The organism is Mycobacterium sp. (genome assembly GCF_035499775.1).
Classification (GTDB): domain Bacteria; phylum Actinomycetota; class Actinomycetes; order Mycobacteriales; family Mycobacteriaceae; genus Mycobacterium.
Genome location: NZ_DATJYB010000384.1, coordinates 16,829 through 34,818, shown reverse-complemented (window position 1 = coordinate 34,818; position 17,990 = coordinate 16,829). Strand labels below are relative to the sequence as shown.

11 protein-coding genes and 3 pseudogenes are annotated in these 17,990 nt (G+C 65.6%); 8 read left to right on the top strand and 6 right to left on the bottom strand.

What is annotated here, in order from left to right; genetic code table 11:
- Nucleotides 1-39: 39 nt before the first annotated feature.
- Nucleotides 40-1,878, top strand: coding sequence for a 1-deoxy-D-xylulose-5-phosphate synthase (locus VML93_RS23780; protein WP_325614733.1), 1,839 nt, complete (start codon nt 40-42; stop codon nt 1,876-1,878).
- Nucleotides 1,872-4,142, top strand: coding sequence for an MMPL family transporter (locus tag VML93_RS23775; protein WP_325614732.1), 2,271 nt, complete (start codon nt 1,872-1,874; stop codon nt 4,140-4,142). The genes VML93_RS23780 and VML93_RS23775 overlap by 7 nt, the downstream gene beginning before the upstream one ends.
- Nucleotides 4,143-4,148: 6 nt before the next feature.
- Here the strand turns inward: VML93_RS23775 and VML93_RS23770 are convergent, their stop codons facing one another.
- The 3 genes from VML93_RS23770 to VML93_RS23760 are packed head-to-tail and all read right to left on the bottom strand — an operon-like array spanning nt 4,149 to nt 7,136.
- Nucleotides 4,149-5,585, bottom strand: coding sequence for a carotenoid oxygenase family protein (locus VML93_RS23770; RefSeq protein ID WP_325614731.1), 1,437 nt, complete (start codon nt 5,583-5,585; stop codon nt 4,149-4,151).
- Complete coding sequence (locus VML93_RS23765; RefSeq protein ID WP_325614730.1) at nt 5,582-5,722, bottom strand: hypothetical protein; 141 nt, start codon at nt 5,720-5,722, stop codon at nt 5,582-5,584. The genes VML93_RS23770 and VML93_RS23765 overlap by 4 nt, the downstream gene beginning before the upstream one ends.
- Nucleotides 5,706-7,136, bottom strand: coding sequence for a cytochrome P450 (locus tag VML93_RS23760; protein WP_325614729.1), 1,431 nt, complete (start codon nt 7,134-7,136; stop codon nt 5,706-5,708). Before VML93_RS23760 ends, VML93_RS23765 begins: the two co-directional genes overlap by 17 nt.
- Before the next feature lie 138 nt (nt 7,137-7,274).
- Between VML93_RS23760 and VML93_RS23755 the strand changes: the two are divergent.
- A pseudogene (locus VML93_RS23755) lies at nt 7,275-8,033 on the top strand (serine/threonine-protein kinase); the annotation flags it as partial.
- Nucleotides 8,034-8,132: 99 nt separating this feature from the next.
- Nucleotides 8,133-9,575, top strand: a pseudogene (gene dnaK, locus VML93_RS23750) (molecular chaperone DnaK); the annotation flags it as partial.
- Between the two features lie 90 nt (nt 9,576-9,665).
- Here dnaK and VML93_RS23745 read toward each other — a convergent pair.
- Complete coding sequence (locus VML93_RS23745) at nt 9,666-11,816, bottom strand: hypothetical protein (RefSeq protein ID WP_325614728.1); 2,151 nt, start codon at nt 11,814-11,816, stop codon at nt 9,666-9,668.
- Between the two features lie 192 nt (nt 11,817-12,008).
- On the bottom strand, nt 12,009-12,545 hold the full coding sequence (locus VML93_RS23740; RefSeq protein WP_325614727.1) for a GNAT family N-acetyltransferase: 537 nt from the start codon (nt 12,543-12,545) through the stop codon (nt 12,009-12,011).
- A 267-nt stretch (nt 12,546-12,812) separates the two neighbouring features.
- Between VML93_RS23740 and VML93_RS23735 the strand changes: the two genes are divergently transcribed.
- The gene (locus tag VML93_RS23735; protein WP_325614726.1) at nt 12,813-13,043 is read left to right on the top strand and encodes a hypothetical protein; all 231 of its coding nucleotides are present in this window, start codon (nt 12,813-12,815) and stop codon (nt 13,041-13,043) included.
- Here VML93_RS23735 and VML93_RS23730 read toward each other — a convergent pair.
- Entirely contained in the window at nt 13,040-13,192 is a 153-nt protein-coding gene (locus VML93_RS23730; protein WP_325614725.1) for a hypothetical protein, read from the bottom strand. The genes VML93_RS23735 and VML93_RS23730 overlap by 4 nt on opposite strands.
- A 276-nt stretch (nt 13,193-13,468) precedes the next feature.
- Between VML93_RS23730 and VML93_RS23725 the strand changes: the two are divergent.
- The 3 genes and pseudogenes from VML93_RS23725 to ngg form a co-directional block, all read left to right on the top strand.
- Nucleotides 13,469-14,318, top strand: a pseudogene (locus VML93_RS23725) (phospholipase D-like domain-containing protein); the annotation flags it as partial.
- Between the two features lie 57 nt (nt 14,319-14,375).
- Nucleotides 14,376-16,181, top strand: coding sequence for an N-acetylglutaminylglutamine amidotransferase (locus VML93_RS23720; protein WP_325614724.1), 1,806 nt, complete (start codon nt 14,376-14,378; stop codon nt 16,179-16,181).
- On the top strand, nt 16,178-17,968 hold the full coding sequence (gene ngg / locus VML93_RS23715; protein WP_325614723.1) for an N-acetylglutaminylglutamine synthetase: 1,791 nt from the start codon (nt 16,178-16,180) through the stop codon (nt 17,966-17,968). Before VML93_RS23720 ends, ngg begins: the two co-directional genes overlap by 4 nt.
- The last annotated feature ends 22 nt before the right edge of the window (nt 17,969-17,990 follow it).

The following is a 17,990-nucleotide window of genomic DNA, read 5'->3' as shown; positions in this document are numbered from 1 at the left end:
ACGCAAGACACCGGCACCGACGATCGGCAGAGTTGCGGCATGACAGTAATCTCTGATCGGGACGACACGGGGGAAGTTGCGGTCTCAGCCGACGTGCTCGGCCGGGTTCGGGGCCCGCGCTGCCTGGACGGTCTGTCGCGGGACGAGTTGACGAAGCTCGCCGCCGAGATCAGAGCATTCCTCATTGCGAAGGTCTCGGTGCGAGGCGGCCATCTCGGTCCGAACCTCGGTCTGGTCGAGCTGACCATCGCGCTGCACCGGGTATTCGAATCACCGCGTGACGCCCTGATTTTCGACACCGGCCATCAGGCCTACCCGCACAAGCTGTTGACGGGCCGCCAAGACCGCTTCGATGAGTTGCGCGCCTCCGGCGGCCTGTCGGGTTACCCGTCGCGAGCAGAAAGCGAACACGATTGGGTCGAATCTTCGCACGCGTCTGCTGCGCTGTCCTACGCCGACGGATTGGCCAAAGCGTTCGAGCTGGCCGGCCGCCAGGACCGTCGCGTGGTCGCGATAGTCGGTGACGGCGCGCTCACCGGTGGAATGTGCTGGGAGGCAATCAATAACATCGCCGCCGGCAAGAGCCGTCAGGTCATCGTCATCGTCAATGACAACGGCAGGTCTTATGCACCGACGATCGGTGGGCTTGCCGATCATTTGACCAGCCTGCGGATGCAGGAACTCGAGGATGCGTCGAGTCCGCGGACGTTGTTCACGGATCTGGGCATCCAGTATCTCGGCCCGATCGACGGACACGATCTTTGCGCCCTCGAGCAGGCTTTGCACACCGCAAAGGAACTCGGTGGCTCGGTCGTCGTCCACACGGTCACCAAAAAGGGGATGGGATACCCTCCGGCCGAGCAAGATCCGGCTGACCGCATGCATGCCTGCGGACCGATCAACCCTCGAACCGGCAAACCCATCTCACCCGGTGGCGCGGTGCAGTGGACCGACGTCTTTGCCACCGAGCTGCTCGAGTGGGGCACGCGCCGCGACGACGTCGTGGCGATCACCGCCGCAATGCCGGGACCGACCGGTTTAGCCGCGTTCGGAGCCCGGTTTCCGAACCGAATGTTCGACGTGGGGATCGCCGAGCAGCACGCGGTCACCTCCGCGGCGGGACTGGCGCTCGGCGGTATGCATCCGGTGGTGGCTGTCTACTCCACGTTTTTCAACCGCGCCTTCGACCAAGTGGTCATGGACGTCGCACTGCTGAAATTGCCGGTGACATTCGTTTTGGACCGGGCGGGCGTCACCGGGCCCGACGGCGCCAGCCATAACGGCGTGTGGGACTTGTCGCTTCTCGGCATCGTGCCCGGCATGCGAGTCGCCGCCCCGCGCGATGCCGCCTCGCTCCGTGAGCAGTTCGGCGAAGCGCTCGGGGTCGACGACGGGCCGACCGCGATCCGGTTCCCGAAGGGATCGGTGGATGCCGATATCGAAGCCGTGGAACGAATCGACGGCGTGGATGTGCTTTGCCGCCCACAAGATCCCGATGTTCTGCTGGTCGTGGTCGGGCCGCTGGCCGCGATGGCGCTGACGGCGGCGACGGCATTGGCGGAGCGCGGTGTGGCCGTCGCGGTGGTGGACCCCCGATGGGTTCTGCCGGTCCCCGAACAAGTGGTGAAGCTGGCCAGCGACGTGAAACTGGTCGTGACGCTGGAGGACTCGGGTCTGCACGGCGGGGTCGGCTCGGCGGTGGCGGCCCGGATGAGCGAGGCGCGAGTCGACACACCGGTGCGCAGTATCGGTGTGCCGCAGCGATTCCTCGCTCACGCCTCGCGCAGCGAGATCCATGCCGGCCTCGGCCTGACGGCCGCCGACCTGGTCACCAGCATCAGCTCTTGGGTAGAGCGGCCGGGAGGACAGCTGTGCTAGAACGCATCGCTCGACTCGCGATCGCGGCGCCGCGGCGGGTCATCGCGGTGGCGGCGCTGATCATGGTGGGCGCCGGGATCTTTGGCATCGGGGTGGCCAAGAGCCTGTCCGCCGGCGGTCTTCACGATCCGACCAGCGAGTCGTCCCAGGCCGCCCGGCTGCTGTCCGAGAAGTTCGGCCAGGGCGACATGCAGATGGTCATCGCCGTGACGTCGGACGCCGGCGTGCAAAGTCCCGCCGCCCGCGCCGTCGCGACCGACATCATCCAGCGTCTGCAGGCGTCGCCCTACGTCGCCGGCCTGAACTCGGCGTGGACCGCGGCGCCGTCGATCGCGCCGTCGTTGATCAGCAAAGACGGGAAGACCGGTCTGATCGTCGCCGGCATCACCGGCGGGGAAAACGGTGCGCAGAAACACGCCAAGGACCTGAACGACCAGCTGGTGCACGACCGCGACGGCGTCACGGTCCGCGCGACCGGCGATGCAATCACCTACATACAGATCAACGCGCAAACCGAAAACGACTTGTTCCTGATGGAGTCCATCGCCATCCCGCTGAGTTTTGTGGTGCTGGTATGGGTGTTCGGCGGTGTGCTCACGGCCATGCTGCCGTTGGCGGTCGGCGGGTTCGCGATTCTGGGTTCGATGGCGGTGCTGCGCACCGTTGCCCTGGTGACCGACGTGTCGATTTTCGCGCTGAACGTGACCGTGGCGATGGGGCTGGCGCTGGCCATCGATTACACCCTGCTGGTGGTCAGCCGGTTCCGCGACGAGCTGGCCGAGGGCGCCGGGCGCGAGGACGCGCTGGTGCGCACCATGGCGACGGCCGGGCGCACCGTGCTGTTCTCGGCGGTGACGGTCGCGTTGTCGATCGTGGCGATGGTGCTGTTCCCGATGTATTTCCTGAAGTCGTTTGCCTACGCGGGGATTGGCGTGGTTGCGTTCGCCGCCGTGGCCGCGATCGTGGTCACGCCGGCGGCGATCGTGCTGCTCGGGGACCGGCTGGACGCACTGGATGTGCGCCGGTTGGGCCGCCGCGTCTTCGGTCGTCCGGAACCGGTGCGGCGTCCCGTTGAGCAAGCCTTCTTCTACCGCTCGACCAGGTTTGTGATGCGCCGGGCGATTCCGGTGGGAGTCGCCATCATCGCGGTGCTGTTACTGCTGGGCGCACCGTTCCTCGGCATCAAATGGGGCTTCGCCGACGATCGGGTGCTGCCTTCGTCGGCCTCGGTGCGCCAGGTCGCCGAGCAGCTGCGCACCGATTTCGGCGGCGATGCGACCGCCAACGTGATCGGCGTAATTCCGGACATGAACCGGGTTACCCCCGACGAGCTCGCCCGCTATGCGGCTGCGCTGTCAAAGGTTCCCGGCGTGACCTCGGTGTCTGCGCCGGGCGGCACCTTCGTCGGCGGCTCGCTGGTCGGGCCGCCGTCGGCGGCGGCGGTGATCAAAGACGGCAGTGCATTTCTCACCATCGGCAGCGTCGCGCCGCTGTTCTCGCCCGCCTCGGAGATTCAGCTGGACCGCTTGCACGCCGTCGCCGGCCCCAGCGGCCAGCGCGTCCTGATGACCGGCTTGGCGCAGGTCAACCGCGACAGTTCGCACGCGATCACATCCCGGCTGCCGCTGGTCCTCAGTCTGATCGCGGCGATCACGTTCGTGGTGCTGTTCTTGCTGACCGGTAGCGTGGTCTTGCCCTTGAAAGCGTTGCTGCTCAACGTATTATCGTTGAGCGCCGCGTTCGGTGCGCTGGTGTGGATCTTCCAAGACGGGCATTTGGGCGGATTCGGCACCACGTCCACCGGCACGCTCATGGCCGCCATGCCGGTGCTGTTGTTCTGCATCGCATTTGGGCTGTCGATGGACTACGAAGTGTTTCTGGTGTCGCGGATCCGCGAGTACTGGCTCGAGTTCCGACGCTCCGGGGCCGATAACGATGAAAGCGTCGCGCTGGGCCTGGCCCACACCGGCCGCGTGGTGACTGCCGCCGCACTGGTGATGTCGATTTCGTTCGCGGCGTTGATCGCGGCGCAGGTGTCGTTCATGCGGATGTTGGGTGTCGGACTGACGCTGGCGGTGTTGGTCGATGCGACGCTGGTGCGGGTCATGCTCCTGCCGGCGTTCATGCACGTGCTGGGCCGCGGCAACTGGTGGGCACCCAAACTGCTGGTGCGGGTTCATCAGCGGTTCGGTATCAGCGAGGCAAGGTCACCCGAGCCGACCGAGGCCGTCGTAGTGGAGACCCCCGTCGGCGCCGAGCAGTAACGATTGTCACCTGCCCGTCGGTACCCAGCTGCCGCAGCATCCGGCGGGCACTCGGTGCGGCAGTTTGATGCTCGCGACGTGCTCGAGGGTCTGCGCATCGAGGATCGCTAGTTCGCTGCGGTCGGTGCTTCGGTCATACACATACCCCAACAGCACGCCGTCATCCTCAGCGGCGTCGGCGGACGAAGGATGGAAGATGAACTCGCCGACCGCCTTTCCCGCGCCGAGGCAGCGCGACTGCGTGTTATTGCGCAGGAAGTCGTGCTTGAGCAGGGTGTCGCCGAAGGCGATCTCGCCGACGGGCGCGTAGCCGTACCGATGCCGCTTGCCGAAAAGGCGCTCGTCGATGCGGGGAAACTCCTGCCCACGATCGTCGAAGCGCGATTCGCGCACCTTGCCGTCGGCGAGATCGACGGTCCAGCGGTCCAGCGTGGCCGGTCCTTCGGTGGGCCCAAGGCAGTTGCGGTCGAACACCTTCGGGTGCCGCACCACGTCGATCACGATGGTGTCGCCGTCGTCGTAGGCGTTCATGGGGTGGAATACGAAGCACGGTTCCACGTCGAACCAGCGAATGTCGGCGTTGCTGCCCTCGCGTGGCATCACACCAATGCGGGCCGGGTGCTTCGGATTCCACGAGTACGGGAAGGGGTGGTCGTTGAGCTTCGACCGGAGCGGGCGTGAACTGAACGGGCCCGGGATGCGGACCCGGCCGACCATGGCCGACAACAACAGTCGCGTGGGCAGGCGCAGGCCGGGTGGCATCATCAGGGCCGCACCCCGTCGGGCGTCGAAGGTTACCGGCAGGTCGTAGAACACGACGTAACGCTCGGTCAACGACAAATTGTCCATCATCGGGCCGCCGGCCACCTCGATGTCTACGGTCCGGCGCACCCGACCGTCGACGCCGATCACCGAGTATTGGACCCGGTCGCCGCGGAACGGGCTATGCGAAACACCGTGCAGCTCACCGGTTTCCGGATCGCGTTTGGGGTGACCGGTATACCCGCCGGTCAGTGTCCCGCCGAAGTCGCACACACCTACGGTTTCCAGCTCATCGGTGAGCTGGTAAATAGCGGCGCCGGCTTCCATCACCGCGAGGGTCTTGCCGGCGTGCCCAATCACATTGGTATTTGCACCGATTGGCAAGGTGCCGCAACGCGACGACCGTGGCCGCTCGCCCAGCGCCCTGGCCACCTGGGGACCGTGCACCCAGCGGTTGCGGTACCACTCCGCCCTGCCGTCGCGGATGCGCAGGCCGTGCACCATGCCGTCGGCCAAAAACCAGTGGTGACGCCGGGGGTCGAGCTCACCGATCGCATTGGGCCCGTTCCGTACATACCGCCCGTCCAGGTAATCGGGGATCGTCCCGTCGACCTCGAGGTCGGTCAGGGTGTACTCCTCGTGCAGCGGAGCGAAATGGCCCTCCAGGTACGGGTTTGTCACGACCCAACCTGCAGCAGCAGGTCGATGTCCCGTTTGGTGAGCACGACGGCAGGCGTCGCGACAACCGCCGCAGCGGTCAGCACCGCAGCCAATTTCTTGAGCTGGGTCGCAGCGGTGGTGTCATGCGGTTGACTCATGATCACTCCTTGACGGCGATTCGCGGTGATCCTTCGGATCAGCCGCGTGGCTGCGTGCTCTGACGCGGGCAGGGATCGGTGCTGCGGCAACTGTGGTCATCGGCACGGCGAGCGGGAAATCCGCTTCGAGGGAGTCGATTTCGGTGCGCCTGATGACGGTGGCCAACGCAAGGGTGGCTTCCAGCATCGCGAAGTGATCGCCGATGCACGACCTGGGGCCACCGCCGAACGGAATATATTGCCAGCGGTCGCGACCCTGCGATTTGCCCGGGCCGAACCGGTCCGGGTCGAAGGTCAACGGGTCGTCCCAGAGTGCGGCATCGCGGTGAACGGCGCAGACGCCGTACACGACAATGGTTCCCGCCGGGACGCGGTACCCGTCGACCTCGACATCCTGCAGCGTGGTCCTGCCGATCGCGGCCGCCGGGGGACACAGCCGCAGCGCTTCGTGCAGCACCTGAACCGTGTAGCCCAACTGGGGGATGTCTTCAGGTGTCAGTTCCCGATCGCCGATCGCGATGGCCTCGGCGGCGACCCGCTGCTGAATATCGGGGTTGCGGCCGAGGGCCCAGAACGCATACGCGAGCGTGGTTGCGGTGGTGTCGTGGCCGGCGGCCATGAATATCACCAGCTCGTGGCAGATCTCGTCGTCGGACAGCGCCTGGCCGGTCTCGGGGTCCGTCGTCGCGATCAGAGCCTGCACCAGGGGCGCATCCCGGGTTGGGTCCGCACGGCAGCCCTGCAGGATGTCGTTGGCGATCTGGTGCAACGCGGAGTTGGCGGCGCGTGCGCGATGACGCGCGGGCGTCGGCAACCATCGTGGCGCCCGGAACGGCCGAAGGGAACGATCGGCGACGTAATTCAGTACCACCCGCAACGGCTCGGCGATGAGGTCGGCGCGTTCATCGAGGTCCAGGTCCAACACCGAGCGGCCCAGCGCGCGTAGCGTAAGCCGGCGAGCTTCGGTGTCGAGATCGATCTCGGCGCGGTCGAGCCAACCCGCGCAGACCGTCTCGGCGGCCTGGGACATGTGACGGGCGAAGGCCCGGACACGCTGCTTGGTGAAGACGGGTTGCAGCGCTCGTTTGCGACGCACCCATTCCCGGTGGGGGACGTCGAACAGGTTGTCGCCCAACAGATGCCGCATCTCGGCATGAAGACTGGTTCGGTCGACGGAGGCATCGGTGCGGCTCAGAATGTCCCGCCCGCCCTGCGGTGACGTCACGATGACGACAGCCGGGATCAGCCGGGTAAAGCGCGGGCAGAACTGGCTAACCGGTCCGCCCGCGTCGCGCAGCGCTTCCAGCCCGGTGTGAAAATTCCTGAGCGCTTTCAGGCGCTGCCGGAACGAAAGCGGATTCTTCGGCGGAAGCGGCAGCGTGCCGACTGGGACCCGTTCGGTCAGATCGATCACGTCCGCTCCTCCGCTGCGAGCCTCAACAGTCGTGTTGTCCGCATGGTCGAGGATGCCCGCTCGCCCGCGAGCCGCATAGAGTAGGCCAATACTCGGTTTTGTGGGCGCCCTTCGTGGTTTGGCCGGCGCAGGTGTGCTGTGCCCTATGGTGAGCCAGTGGAGGGGACGCCGTTCGGCCGTTATCGCCTGAGCGAGTTGCTGGGCCGTGGCGGTCTGGGCGAGGTGTGGCGCGCCTACGACACCGCCACCGGCCGGTCGGTCGTGCTGAAGCTGGTGCCGTCGAATTTCGCTCGAGATCAAGTGTTCCGAGAACGGTTCCAGCGTGAGGCGAGCTCGGCCGCCGGGCTCGATGAACCCCACGTAGTCCCGATTTATGACTTCGGCGAGATCGAGGGTCGTCTGTACGCCACCATGCGCCTGATCCGCGGACAGGACTTGCGGGTAGTCCTTGACGGCGGTCCGCTGGAGCCTGCACGGGCGGTGGACATCATCGATCAGATCGCCTCGGCGCTGCACGCCGCGCACGAGACCGGGCTGGTGCACCGCAACGTCAAACCGTCCAACATCCTGGTTGCCCAGGATGACTTCGCCTACCTTGATTTCGATTTCGCAAGCGTCGCTGTGGAAGGTCGATTGACGAGCGCCGACCCGACGACAAGCACCTTCTCCTACATGGCCCCGGAACGGCTTGCCGGACGCGCTGACCGCCGCGCCGACATCTACGCCCTGGCCTGCGTACTTCATGAAGCGCTGACCGGCCGGCCCCCTTACCCGGGCGACACTCTCGAACAGCAGGCCGCCGGACACCTGACCAAACCCCCGCCCCGGCCCTCCCTGCTGCGACCCGCGGTGCCCGAAGCGTTCGACGCCGTCATCGCCACCGGCTTGGCAAAGGTCCCAGACCAGCGCTACCCGACCGCCAAGGACCTCGCCCGCGCCGCGCCGCCGCCGACATATCACGACGCCCGACGCGCTGAGTCGGCGTCGCGGCTGCGCATCGCCGAGGTGGGCGTTTCTTGGGGCACGAGTACCTCGACCCTGGCTGCGCTGGTTGGCGGGCGCCCGATCATCGTGCCGAATGCTGAAGGTTCCCAGGTCACTCCGTCGGTCGTCGCGTTCACGCCCAGTGGCGAGGTGCTGGTCGGCCAGCCTGCGAGGAATCAGGCAGTGACCAACGTCGACCGCACAATCCAATCGCTCAAGCGCCACATCGGATCTGATTGGTCGCTCGAGATCGATGGCAGGGATTTCAGCGCGCAGGAGATCAGTGCGCGCACACTGATGAAGCTGAAGGGCGACGCCGAGAGCTACCTCGGTGGGGACATTACCGACGTGGTTATGACCGTGCCCGCATCCTTCGATAACGCGCAGCGGCAGGCCATTAAGGATGCCGGGCAGATCGCCGGGTTCAACGTAGTGCGAATGATCAACGAGTCGACCGCTGCGGCATTGACCTACGGGTGGACCGCCGCAGCCCGAGAACAAACAGTTTTGGTGTTGGACCTCGGCGGCGGCATGTGCGAAGCGTCGCTGCTCGAGATGGGCGATGGCGTCGTGGAAGTGCGGGCCACCTCTGGGGACAGTCAACTCGGTGGGGACGACTGGGATCAGCGCATCGTCAAGTGGGTCCTGCGCCGATTTTGGGACAGTCATGGCATCGACCTGGCTAGAGACAGGGTGACGATGGAACGTTTGCGAGAGGCCGCGCACCGAGCCAAGGTCGAATTGTCCAGCGTTCAATCGACTTCCATTCAGGTTCCCTACGTCGCGCGCGCCGCGACCGGCACTTCGTTGTCCATCGACGAGGAACTGACCCGCGCGGAGTTCCAGCGAGTTACACAGGATCTGTTGGACCGCATACGCATTCCGTTCCTTTCGGTCATCGTTGAAGCCGATGTCTCGGTGGCCGACATCGACCATGTAGTGCTGGTCGGCGGTTCGACGCGGATGCCCGCGGTGACCGAACTGGTCAAGGAGCTCACCGGTGGCAAGGAACCCAACAAGGGCGTCAATCCCGACGAGGCCGTTGCGATCGGTGCCGCCCTGCAGGCCGGTGTACTCAGGGCAAAGGTGAAAGAGATTCTGCTGCTTGATGTTACGCCGCTGAGCCTGGGTATCGAGACCAAAGGTGGCGTGCTGACGAAGCTGCTGGAGCGCAATACCACGATCCCGACCAAGCGGTCGGAGACCCTTACCACCGCCGACGACAATCAGCCGTCGGTGCAGATTCTGATCTACCAGGGCGAGCGCGAAATGGCCTCGGCCAACAAGCTGATCGGCGCCTTCGAACTGACCGGCATCCCGCCGGCTCCGCGTGGTGTGCCGCAGATCGAGATCACGTTCGACGTCGACGCCAACGGTATCTTGCACGTCACCGCTAAGGACAAGGGCACCGGCAAGGAGAACACGATCAGGATTCAGGAGGGCAGCGGCCTGTCCGCGTCAATGCCGTCGCGGCGAAATCTTCCCACCCTGCCCTAAACAACGTGAATGTTCAATAGATGCAAGGTATCTCGTCCGGCGACGCCGTCAGCCCGTCGGGAACTTGAGTACGAAACCGTGACTGTTGTCAGGCGGCCAATTGGGCAGCATTGCGCCCCCGCCCTGCTGCCGGCTACCGGTGTGATCGGTGACGTACACGTTTCCCCGGGTGTCCACCGTCAAGCCCAGCGGGTCCACGAAGCGGTGCCCGCCGGGCACCTCGGTCCAGCTCTTCGACCCGGGCGCCAACCTCACCACGCCTCCGCCCGAGACGATCGCGTATAGATTGCCCGCGGTGTCCACCGCCACGTACTTCTGCTGGCGGCCGGTGGGCGGCAGCTTGACCCAGGTGTCCGATCCGGGTGCCAACTTCAACAGGTAACCGCTGCAGGATTTTCCGCATCGGGAGACGCTGATGTAGACGTTGCCGGTAGTGTCCACCGCCACATCGCCGGCATAGACCCGATTGCCGAGGGGCGGCAGCACGGTTTGGGCGCTCGACCCGGCCGCCAACTTCAGCACCCGACCGTGGCTGTCGTCGACGACGTACACAGCGCCGGCGGTGTCCACCGCCACACCCAGAGGATTACCCAGGCCGCTGAATGGCAGCGTGGTTTGGGTGTTCGACCCGGCCGCCAGCTTCACCACCCGATTGTGGCCGGGATCGCTGACGTACACGTTGCCGGCGGCATCTACCGCGACGCCGGCGATGGAGTCGTCATTGACGCCGCCGTGGAAGAGATCGAGCCCGGTGAACGGCAGCACGGTTTGGGTGTTGGACCCAGCCGCCAGCTTGATCACCTGATTGGTGCGAGTTTCGGCGACATAGACGTTGCCGGCTCCGTCCACAGCCACACCGTGCGGAAGGCGCAGGCCGGTGAACGGCAACGCGAAGGGCCGCTCCCGATCGGCTACCAGCTGCTCGGCGTGTTGCTGATGACGGTCCATCACGATGATCGCGGGCATCCACATGATCGGGATCATCAAGAAGGTGGCGACAATGGCAAGAATCCACAGCTTGGTCCGGGGCCGTCGGGCCGTACCGGAGGCAACTGCAGGTGTGGTCCCGGCTTCGTCGCGCTCGGCTGCGGCTTTGTCTTCCAGTTGGGTGGCCAATCCGAATTTCTCGACGAGGGTCAGCCAATCCATGTCCGAAACCACAAACGCCGGTTCCTGCTCCCGGGGCACCGTGCCCCGCCACGAAAACCGATAGTTGAGCCTGCTCCGGCCGTTCCACATGATCTGTGGCGGGCCGATCACATCGGGGCAGCCAATGGTCAGTGGTTGCGCGTCGGGAACGCGCACGACCAGAACGGGCGTCGTCTGCGTACCCACGTAAGGCATCGAGCGCGTGCTCAGCGCCGCTGTCGCGGTCACCTGCGCAACCGGCGCCGAGGCCGTGGGCGAGTTGCTCTTCAGGTCGATCAGCGAGACCGCGTCCTTGTCCACGTCGATGGCAATGCTGGGTTGCGGTGGGTTGGCATTCAGCCTCAACGCGGTTGCGGTGTTTTTGAACATCCCGAAAAAGGAGGACGAGATCGATCGCATGGAGTTCGGAACCAGCAGACAACGGGTTTCCTCTGGCGCTTGCCCATCGATAGGCCAACGACCGGCGCTGGTGAGAAGCTCGTCGAACTCTGCGGCCCACACCCACGCGTCGACGCCGTCCACGGGCGCCGCTTCCAGTGGTGTGCCGCTGGTAATGCGGTGATCTCGTCCGCCGAGAACAAAGCGGTCGGTGCCGGCTCGCAGGTGCAGCGCCGTTCCCTTCGTCATGCCGCCATACCCCGCGGGAGTCCATCGGCCTAGCTGCGCAGCACCGAATGAGAAAACCGCACCCGGCTTCGTATCGACGGTCAGGCCATCGCCCCCGACTTCGACCAGCATCTTCTTATCGCGATATATCCGCCGCTGGAATGCGGCGTAAGCCGGAAAACCGAGCAACAAGAAGCCGAAGAAGATCACGCCGCCGCCGACCTGCATCGCACTTGGCCACCCCACGATGGCACCAACGAGGACTACCGCCCCTTGCAACAGGCCAAGCAAACCGATGCCCGCCAGGATGAACCTGGAGGTGTACCTCATCATCTGCTTGGTGGTGGGTGCGGCGGCAGTTGCCACGAAACTGCGAGATGCGGTCGCGTCGTCCCCGCCCGCCGGTTTCTCGGGGTCGCCCTGATCCGTCAGCAATTTGTCCATCGTGTTCCTTTCGGGCCGAAGTTTAGCGCGGAACACTTGTGAGATCCTTGCGTTCGCTCGTTACCGATCGGCGGGAAATCGCGGGTCCGCCGAGTGCGAGTGATCGGCGCGAGCATTGTTTTCAACAAACGGCCGGATGCCGGACCGGCTCGCATTGCGGCCGACAGCAGGGACGAGGCGTTGAACGAGACTTTAGGCCAGCGTGATCCAGTAGCGTTGGGCTAGATTGCCGTCATCGTTCGTAAATTCGCTTTGCAGTACCCCGCCGTTGGCTCTAATGACATTTGACGAGCCAGTATTGTCCTTGTCGCAGGTCAGCAGCACTTTGTAGATTCCCATTTGCTCGCAGACGGATAATGCCTGCTTCAACATTTTAGTCGCATACCCTTTGCGACGCTCAGAGCGACGAACGCTATAGCCGATATGCCCACCCTCGAATTCCAGCGCTTTGGTCAACCAATGCCGGATTGCCAGCATCCCAATCAGCCGTTCGTCGGGATATCTGACGGCAAGATATGTTGACGACGGGACATAGCCGTCTTGGACGGTCTCCTCGTTCTCGAAGTTACGGACACGCTGCAGCCATTCTTCGAATGTCGCCGCTTTGTGCAGGGAAGCCGTTCCGTGGCCGTCGCTGTCCGATACGAACTCTTCGCGGTAGCCGAGTACCGCGTCTTTAGATTGTTCCGTCGGCTTCACCAGAATGAGAGCATCTCGCCGGCCATTCACGGAGTGAGTGTATCGGAGGAGCCCACGTAATTCCGTAAACAGCAAAGAGGCATATCCACAATTGTTCGGTCCCCGCGGACCCCGTCATTCGAAGGTGTTGGCGGGGATCGGGAAGGCCGCGTCGGTCGGGGCAGATCAGCTCGCGGGGAACGTTGGGGACGCCCGCCCGCGGCCGAGCAGCATCAGCCCAGCGCAGCGGATTTGTTTATGGCCATTCGGATCGGGAAATCCCTTCTAGGTTCGGGTCAATCGAAATAAGGGGCCAGCGTGACGGTCAAGAATCTCTCCGGCTTTGCCAGCGCCTGTCAGGAGGCCGTGGCTGCGGTACTGGATGCAATGGCCACCGCCGGAGAAGATCGGCGTGGGCACTTTGCCAGCGCCAAGCTGGCAGCCGAGAAGGCGTTGCATCATTCCCAGAGCGGTGAGGAGTGGTACCTGGCCGACCACCTACGCCGCGGGATCAAGGACGCGGAGGCACGCGCCCGCGACGCCGCCTAGCGCTCCGACTGCTCGATCTCGTCCAGCTGTCGGTCGAGTTCCGCTAATTCGATTGCCAGGCGACGCATTTGCTGCGCGACGGCGGCGCGTCGTCGCTCCAGCTCCGCGCGGCGCTCTTCGCGGCCCGCGTCAGGCGCATTCGTGTGCATGGCGGTCGTTTCCCGGTGGTCTGTTGGGTGAAATCGCAGACAAGCGGAGTGTGCGCGCAGTTCGCCGGTCCGGCCGGCAGACACCGCGCCTGACAGCACAACCGACAGGCAACCGACACGAACCCGTGATCCCGCACCTAGTCCGGTCGGGACTTTCGGCAGGGCCATTTCCGGCCTTGCGCGACGAAATGGCCTAGGCCTGAATGTGATAGATCGACTGCTGACCCCCGGCCAGACGTGCTGGCGCGTGGCGCGTGCCGATCAGTTCGCCTGTGTCATCGACGCGGCCGACTACTTCAGGTGTGCCGCGGCTACGGGCCGCGACACGAAGTCGCGGTAGCGGTCGACGGCGCCGCCGCGCGGGCACTCAGCGAGCAAGCCCGAGACCGGTGGCAGACCGCGACCGACCGATCGCTGCAGCCGGTTGACCCGGCGCACACCACCTGGCCCGGCAGACTGCAACCGTCGCTGCGCAACGTCGACGTCGGAATCGCGCGCACCGTGCCGGAACTGGGTCGTCGCCGCGAGGTTCGGGAAGTGGAGGCACTCAACCTTGCCGCCATCGCGGCCGCGCGGCACGGGGCAACAACCCGCTCGAGCGGGAAACGATGGACAGCGCACGCCACCGGCTCATTCAGGTGCTGTGGGCCGCCGACGAGCATCGCCGTTGGGCATCTACTGGCCGGTGACCGACGGCGGTACGCCGATCTATGTCCACTCGAAGGTACTGGTGGTCGACGATCGGCTGCTGCGCGTCGGCTCATCGAATCTCAACAACCGGTCGATGGGGTTCGACAGCGAATGCGATGTGGCGATCGAGGCGGATCCGAACGACTCGGACCACGACGACGTGCGCCGCGAGATCACCTCGGTGCGACATCAGTTGGTGTCAGAACACCTGGGCGTGTCCGTCGAAGAGCTTGAAACGACGCTGCATCGGTGCCCGTCGTTCCTGAAGGCCGTCGAGGAGCTTCGAGCGCAGGGCAAGACGCTGCGGCCGTTCACCGGGCAAACGGTGTCCGGTGAGACGAGCCCGCTGGCGGAAAACGATCTGATGGATCCCGACCATGTCCCGGGATCGCTGGCCCGAAGTGTGCAACGGTTTATCGCCGGGCTGCGACGATGACCTATTTGACGGGACCGTGCTGGGTGCATCGCGGTCAACCTCGGTAGGGTCGACGTAATGTGTGGAACCACCGGCGAGGTGCGACTCGACGGCCTGCTGCCTGATTTGGCCGCAGTCTCAGCGATGACTGCCGTGCTGGCGCCGCGCGGGCCCGACGCAGCCGGGGCCTGGTCACAGGGCCGGGTCGCGCTAGGTCATCGTCGGCTCAGGATCATCGACCTGACCGAGGCCGGCGCTCAGCCGATGGTCGACTCCGACCTGGGCCTGGCGATCGCCTGGAACGGTTGCATCTACAACTACAAGGAGCTGCGGACCGAGCTCAAGGACCATGGCTACCGGTTCTTTTCGCACAGCGACACCGAGGTTCTGCTCAAGGCCTACCACCGCTGGGGCGACGACTTCGTCAGCCACCTCAAGGGAATGTTCGCGTTTGCCATTGTCGAGCGTGACAGCGGCCGCGTGCTGCTCGGGCGGGATCGGCTCGGTATCAAACCCCTGTACCTGACCGAGGACGGGCACCGGATCCGGTTCGCCTCCACGCTGCCGGCGTTGCTGGCCGGTGGCGGCGTGGACACCCGGATCGACCAGGTCGCGCTGCACCACTACATGACGTTTCATTCCGTGGTGCCGGCGCCGGCCACCATCCTGCGCGGAGTCCGCAAGGTCCCGCCCGCTGCGCTGATCGCCCTCGAACCCGACGGCCGGCGTACCACCACCATCTACTGGAAGCCCGACTTCACCAGGCATGAGGACCGCTCCGACTGGTCCGAGCGCGACTGGGAAGACGCCGTGCTTGCTTCGCTGCGAACCGCGGTCGAGCGCCGACTGGTCGCGGATGTCCCGGTCGGCTGCCTGCTCTCCGGAGGTGTGGACTCCAGCCTGATCGTCGGCCTGCTCGCCGAAGCCGGTCAGCATGGCCTGTCGACCTTCTCCATCGGCTTCGAGTCGGTGGGCGGCGTCGAGGGCGACGAGTTCCGGTACTCGGACATCGTGGCCGAGCGCTTCGGCACCGATCACCACCAGATCCGCATCGGAACCGACCGGATGCTGCCTGCGCTCGACGGGGCGATCGGCGCGATGAGCGAGCCGATGGTCAGCCACGACTGCGTCGCCTTCTACCTGCTCAGTCAGGAAGTCGCGCGCCACGTGAAGGTCGTGCAATCGGGCCAGGGCGCCGACGAGGTGTTCGCCGGATACCACTGGTACCCGCCGATGGGGTCGCCCGAGGCGGGCACCCTGCAGGGATCCGTCGCGGCCTACCGTGCCGCGTTCTTCGATCGCGACGTGGCGGGACTTGCGGACGTGGTGGCGCCGGAGAACGTCGCGCACGGCGATCCCAGCGAGCGCTTCGTCGCGGAGCACTTCGCGGCGGCCAATGTCGACACCGGTATCGACCGTGCGCTGCGGCTCGATACGACCGTGATGTTGGTGGACGACCCGGTGAAGCGCGTCGACAACATGACCATGGCCTGGGGATTGGAGGGACGGGTTCCATTCCTCGATCACGAATTGGTTGAGCTGGCTGCGACCTGCCCCCCGGAGTTGAAGATTGCCCACGACGGCAAAGGTGTCCTCAAACAAGCTGCGCGACGGGTGATCCCGGCGGAGGTCATCGATCGGCCCAAGGGCTACTTCCCGGTTCCGGCGCTGACCCATCTCGAAGGGCCCTACCTCGACATGGTCAGGGATGCTCTCTACGCGCCAGTTGCCAAGGAGCGCGGGCTTTTTCGCCCGGATGCGGTCGACACCCTGCTGGCCGACCCCAACGGCAGGCTGACCCCGCTGCGCGGCAACGAACTCTGGCAGATCGCCCTGCTCGAACTCTGGCTGCAGCGCCACGGTGTGACGGGGCCCGCGGCATGACCGCCATCGACCCGTCAGGCGACCATCCAGAGGCGATCACGCTCGGCCTGCACGACGCTTCGCCGCCGCATCTGGTGGACGCCATGGCAAAAGACGTCGAGCTCGAATTAGGCTGGGGCCGACTCATTTTCGGCCAGACATTTGCCGACCCCGGCACGCTGGCCGAGGCGCTGCGACGGGAAGCCCCCGGGCGGCGCGACATCTGCATCTACGCACGCGAGTCCCACGTGGTGGTCGCCGGGGCCGCCGCGGAACTCTTCATCGACCCCAGCCACACCTATCGACTGCGCTTCACCGATGACTTGACTCCGGAAGAGCTGGCGCCGTCACCACAGGGTGTCACGGTTCGCACGCTGAACGACCCCGACGATGCCGACGCGATGAATCGCGTCTACGTCCGCTGTGGGATGGTGCCGGCGCCGGTTGAGACGATCTGGCACAACCACCTGCATGAGGAAGCGGTGACCTACCTGCTCGCGGTGCGCGACGACGACGGTGCCGTGGTGGGCACCGTCACCGGCGTCGACCACGAGTTGCTGTTTTCCGATCCGGAGCGGGGGACGAGCTTGTGGACCCTGGCGGTGGATCCCGCGGCCGGGCTCCCCGGGATCGGCGAAGCCCTGACCCGGGCGCTGGCTGAGCGCTTCCTTCGCAAGGGCCGCGCCTACATGGATCTGTCGGTCGCACACGACAATGTCGCCGCCATCGCCCTCTACGAGAAGCTGGGTTTCCGGCGCGTTCCGGTGCTGGCGATCAAGCGGAAGAACGCGATCAACGAGCCGCTGTTCACCCCGGCGCCGGAGACCGTCGACGACCTCAATCCCTATGCGCGGATCATTGCCGACGAGGCGTTGCGCCGCGGCATCTGGGTTGAGGTCCTCGACGCCGAGACCGGCGAGATGCGGCTCACCCACGGCGGCCGCAGCGTGGTCACCCGAGAGTCGCTGTCCGAGTTCACCTCGGCGATCGCGATGTGCCGCTGCGACGACAAGCGCTTGACCCGACGCCTCGTCTCCGAGGTGGGCATCACGGTGCCCCGAGCCCGCCTGGCCACCTTCGACGACGACGACTACGCCTTCCTCAAGGAGGTGGGGGAGGTCGTCGTGAAGCCGACTCGCGGCGAGCAGGGCAAGGGCATCACCGTGGGCATCGCAGCGGAAAGCGGTCCCGACGCCCTTGCCGCCGCCTTGGCCCGCGCTCGTGAGCAAGATCCGGAGGTGCTCATCGAGCAGCGCGTCGAAGGCGACGACCTGCGGCTGGTGGTGATCGACGGCCGAGTGGTGGCGGCCGCGCTCCGGCTGCCGCCCGAGATCATCGGCACCGGCGAGCACAGCGTGCGGGAGCTGATCGTGGCCGAGAGCCGACGACGATCCGCGGCAACCGGTGGAGAGTCCCGGATCCCCCTCGACGACGTCACCGAGGAGACCGTCGCCGAAGCCGGTTGGATACTGGACGATGTGCTGCCCGTGGGAACTCACCTGCGCGTGCGCAATACCGCCAACCTGCACCAGGGCGGCACGATCCACGACGTCACCGCGCAGGTGAGCCCGGAGCTTTGTCACGTCGGAGTGGCGGCGGCCGAGGCGATCGGTATCCCGGTGACCGGCATCGACCTCCTGGTGCCCGACATCACCGGTACCGACTACGCCTTCATCGAAGCCAACGAGCGACCGGGGCTGGCCAACCATGAGCCACAACCCACGGCTTCGGCGTTCATCGACTATCTGTTTCCCGGCCAGCCCGGCCAGCCGCCGGCCTGGACGCCCGAGGGAGTCGCGGCGCCCTGAGCGGTCGCCGGTCATAGAGTAG

Bases quoted from the DNA above. Each gene is read 5' to 3' on its own strand.
- VML93_RS23730 (WP_325614725.1), bottom strand. From the start codon at position 13,192: ATGCACACGAATGCGCCTGACGCGGGCCGCGAAGAGCGCCGCGCGGAG.
- ngg (WP_325614723.1), top strand. From the start codon at position 16,178: ATGACCGCCATCGACCCGTCAGGCGACCATCCAGAGGCGATCACGCTC.
- VML93_RS23765 (WP_325614730.1), bottom strand. From the start codon at position 5,722: ATGAGTCAACCGCATGACACCACCGCTGCGACCCAGCTCAAGAAATTG.
- VML93_RS23745 (WP_325614728.1), bottom strand. From the start codon at position 11,816: ATGGACAAATTGCTGACGGATCAGGGCGACCCCGAGAAACCGGCGGGC.
- VML93_RS23720 (WP_325614724.1), top strand. From the start codon at position 14,376: ATGTGTGGAACCACCGGCGAGGTGCGACTCGACGGCCTGCTGCCTGAT.
- VML93_RS23780 (WP_325614733.1), top strand. From the start codon at position 40: ATGACAGTAATCTCTGATCGGGACGACACGGGGGAAGTTGCGGTCTCA.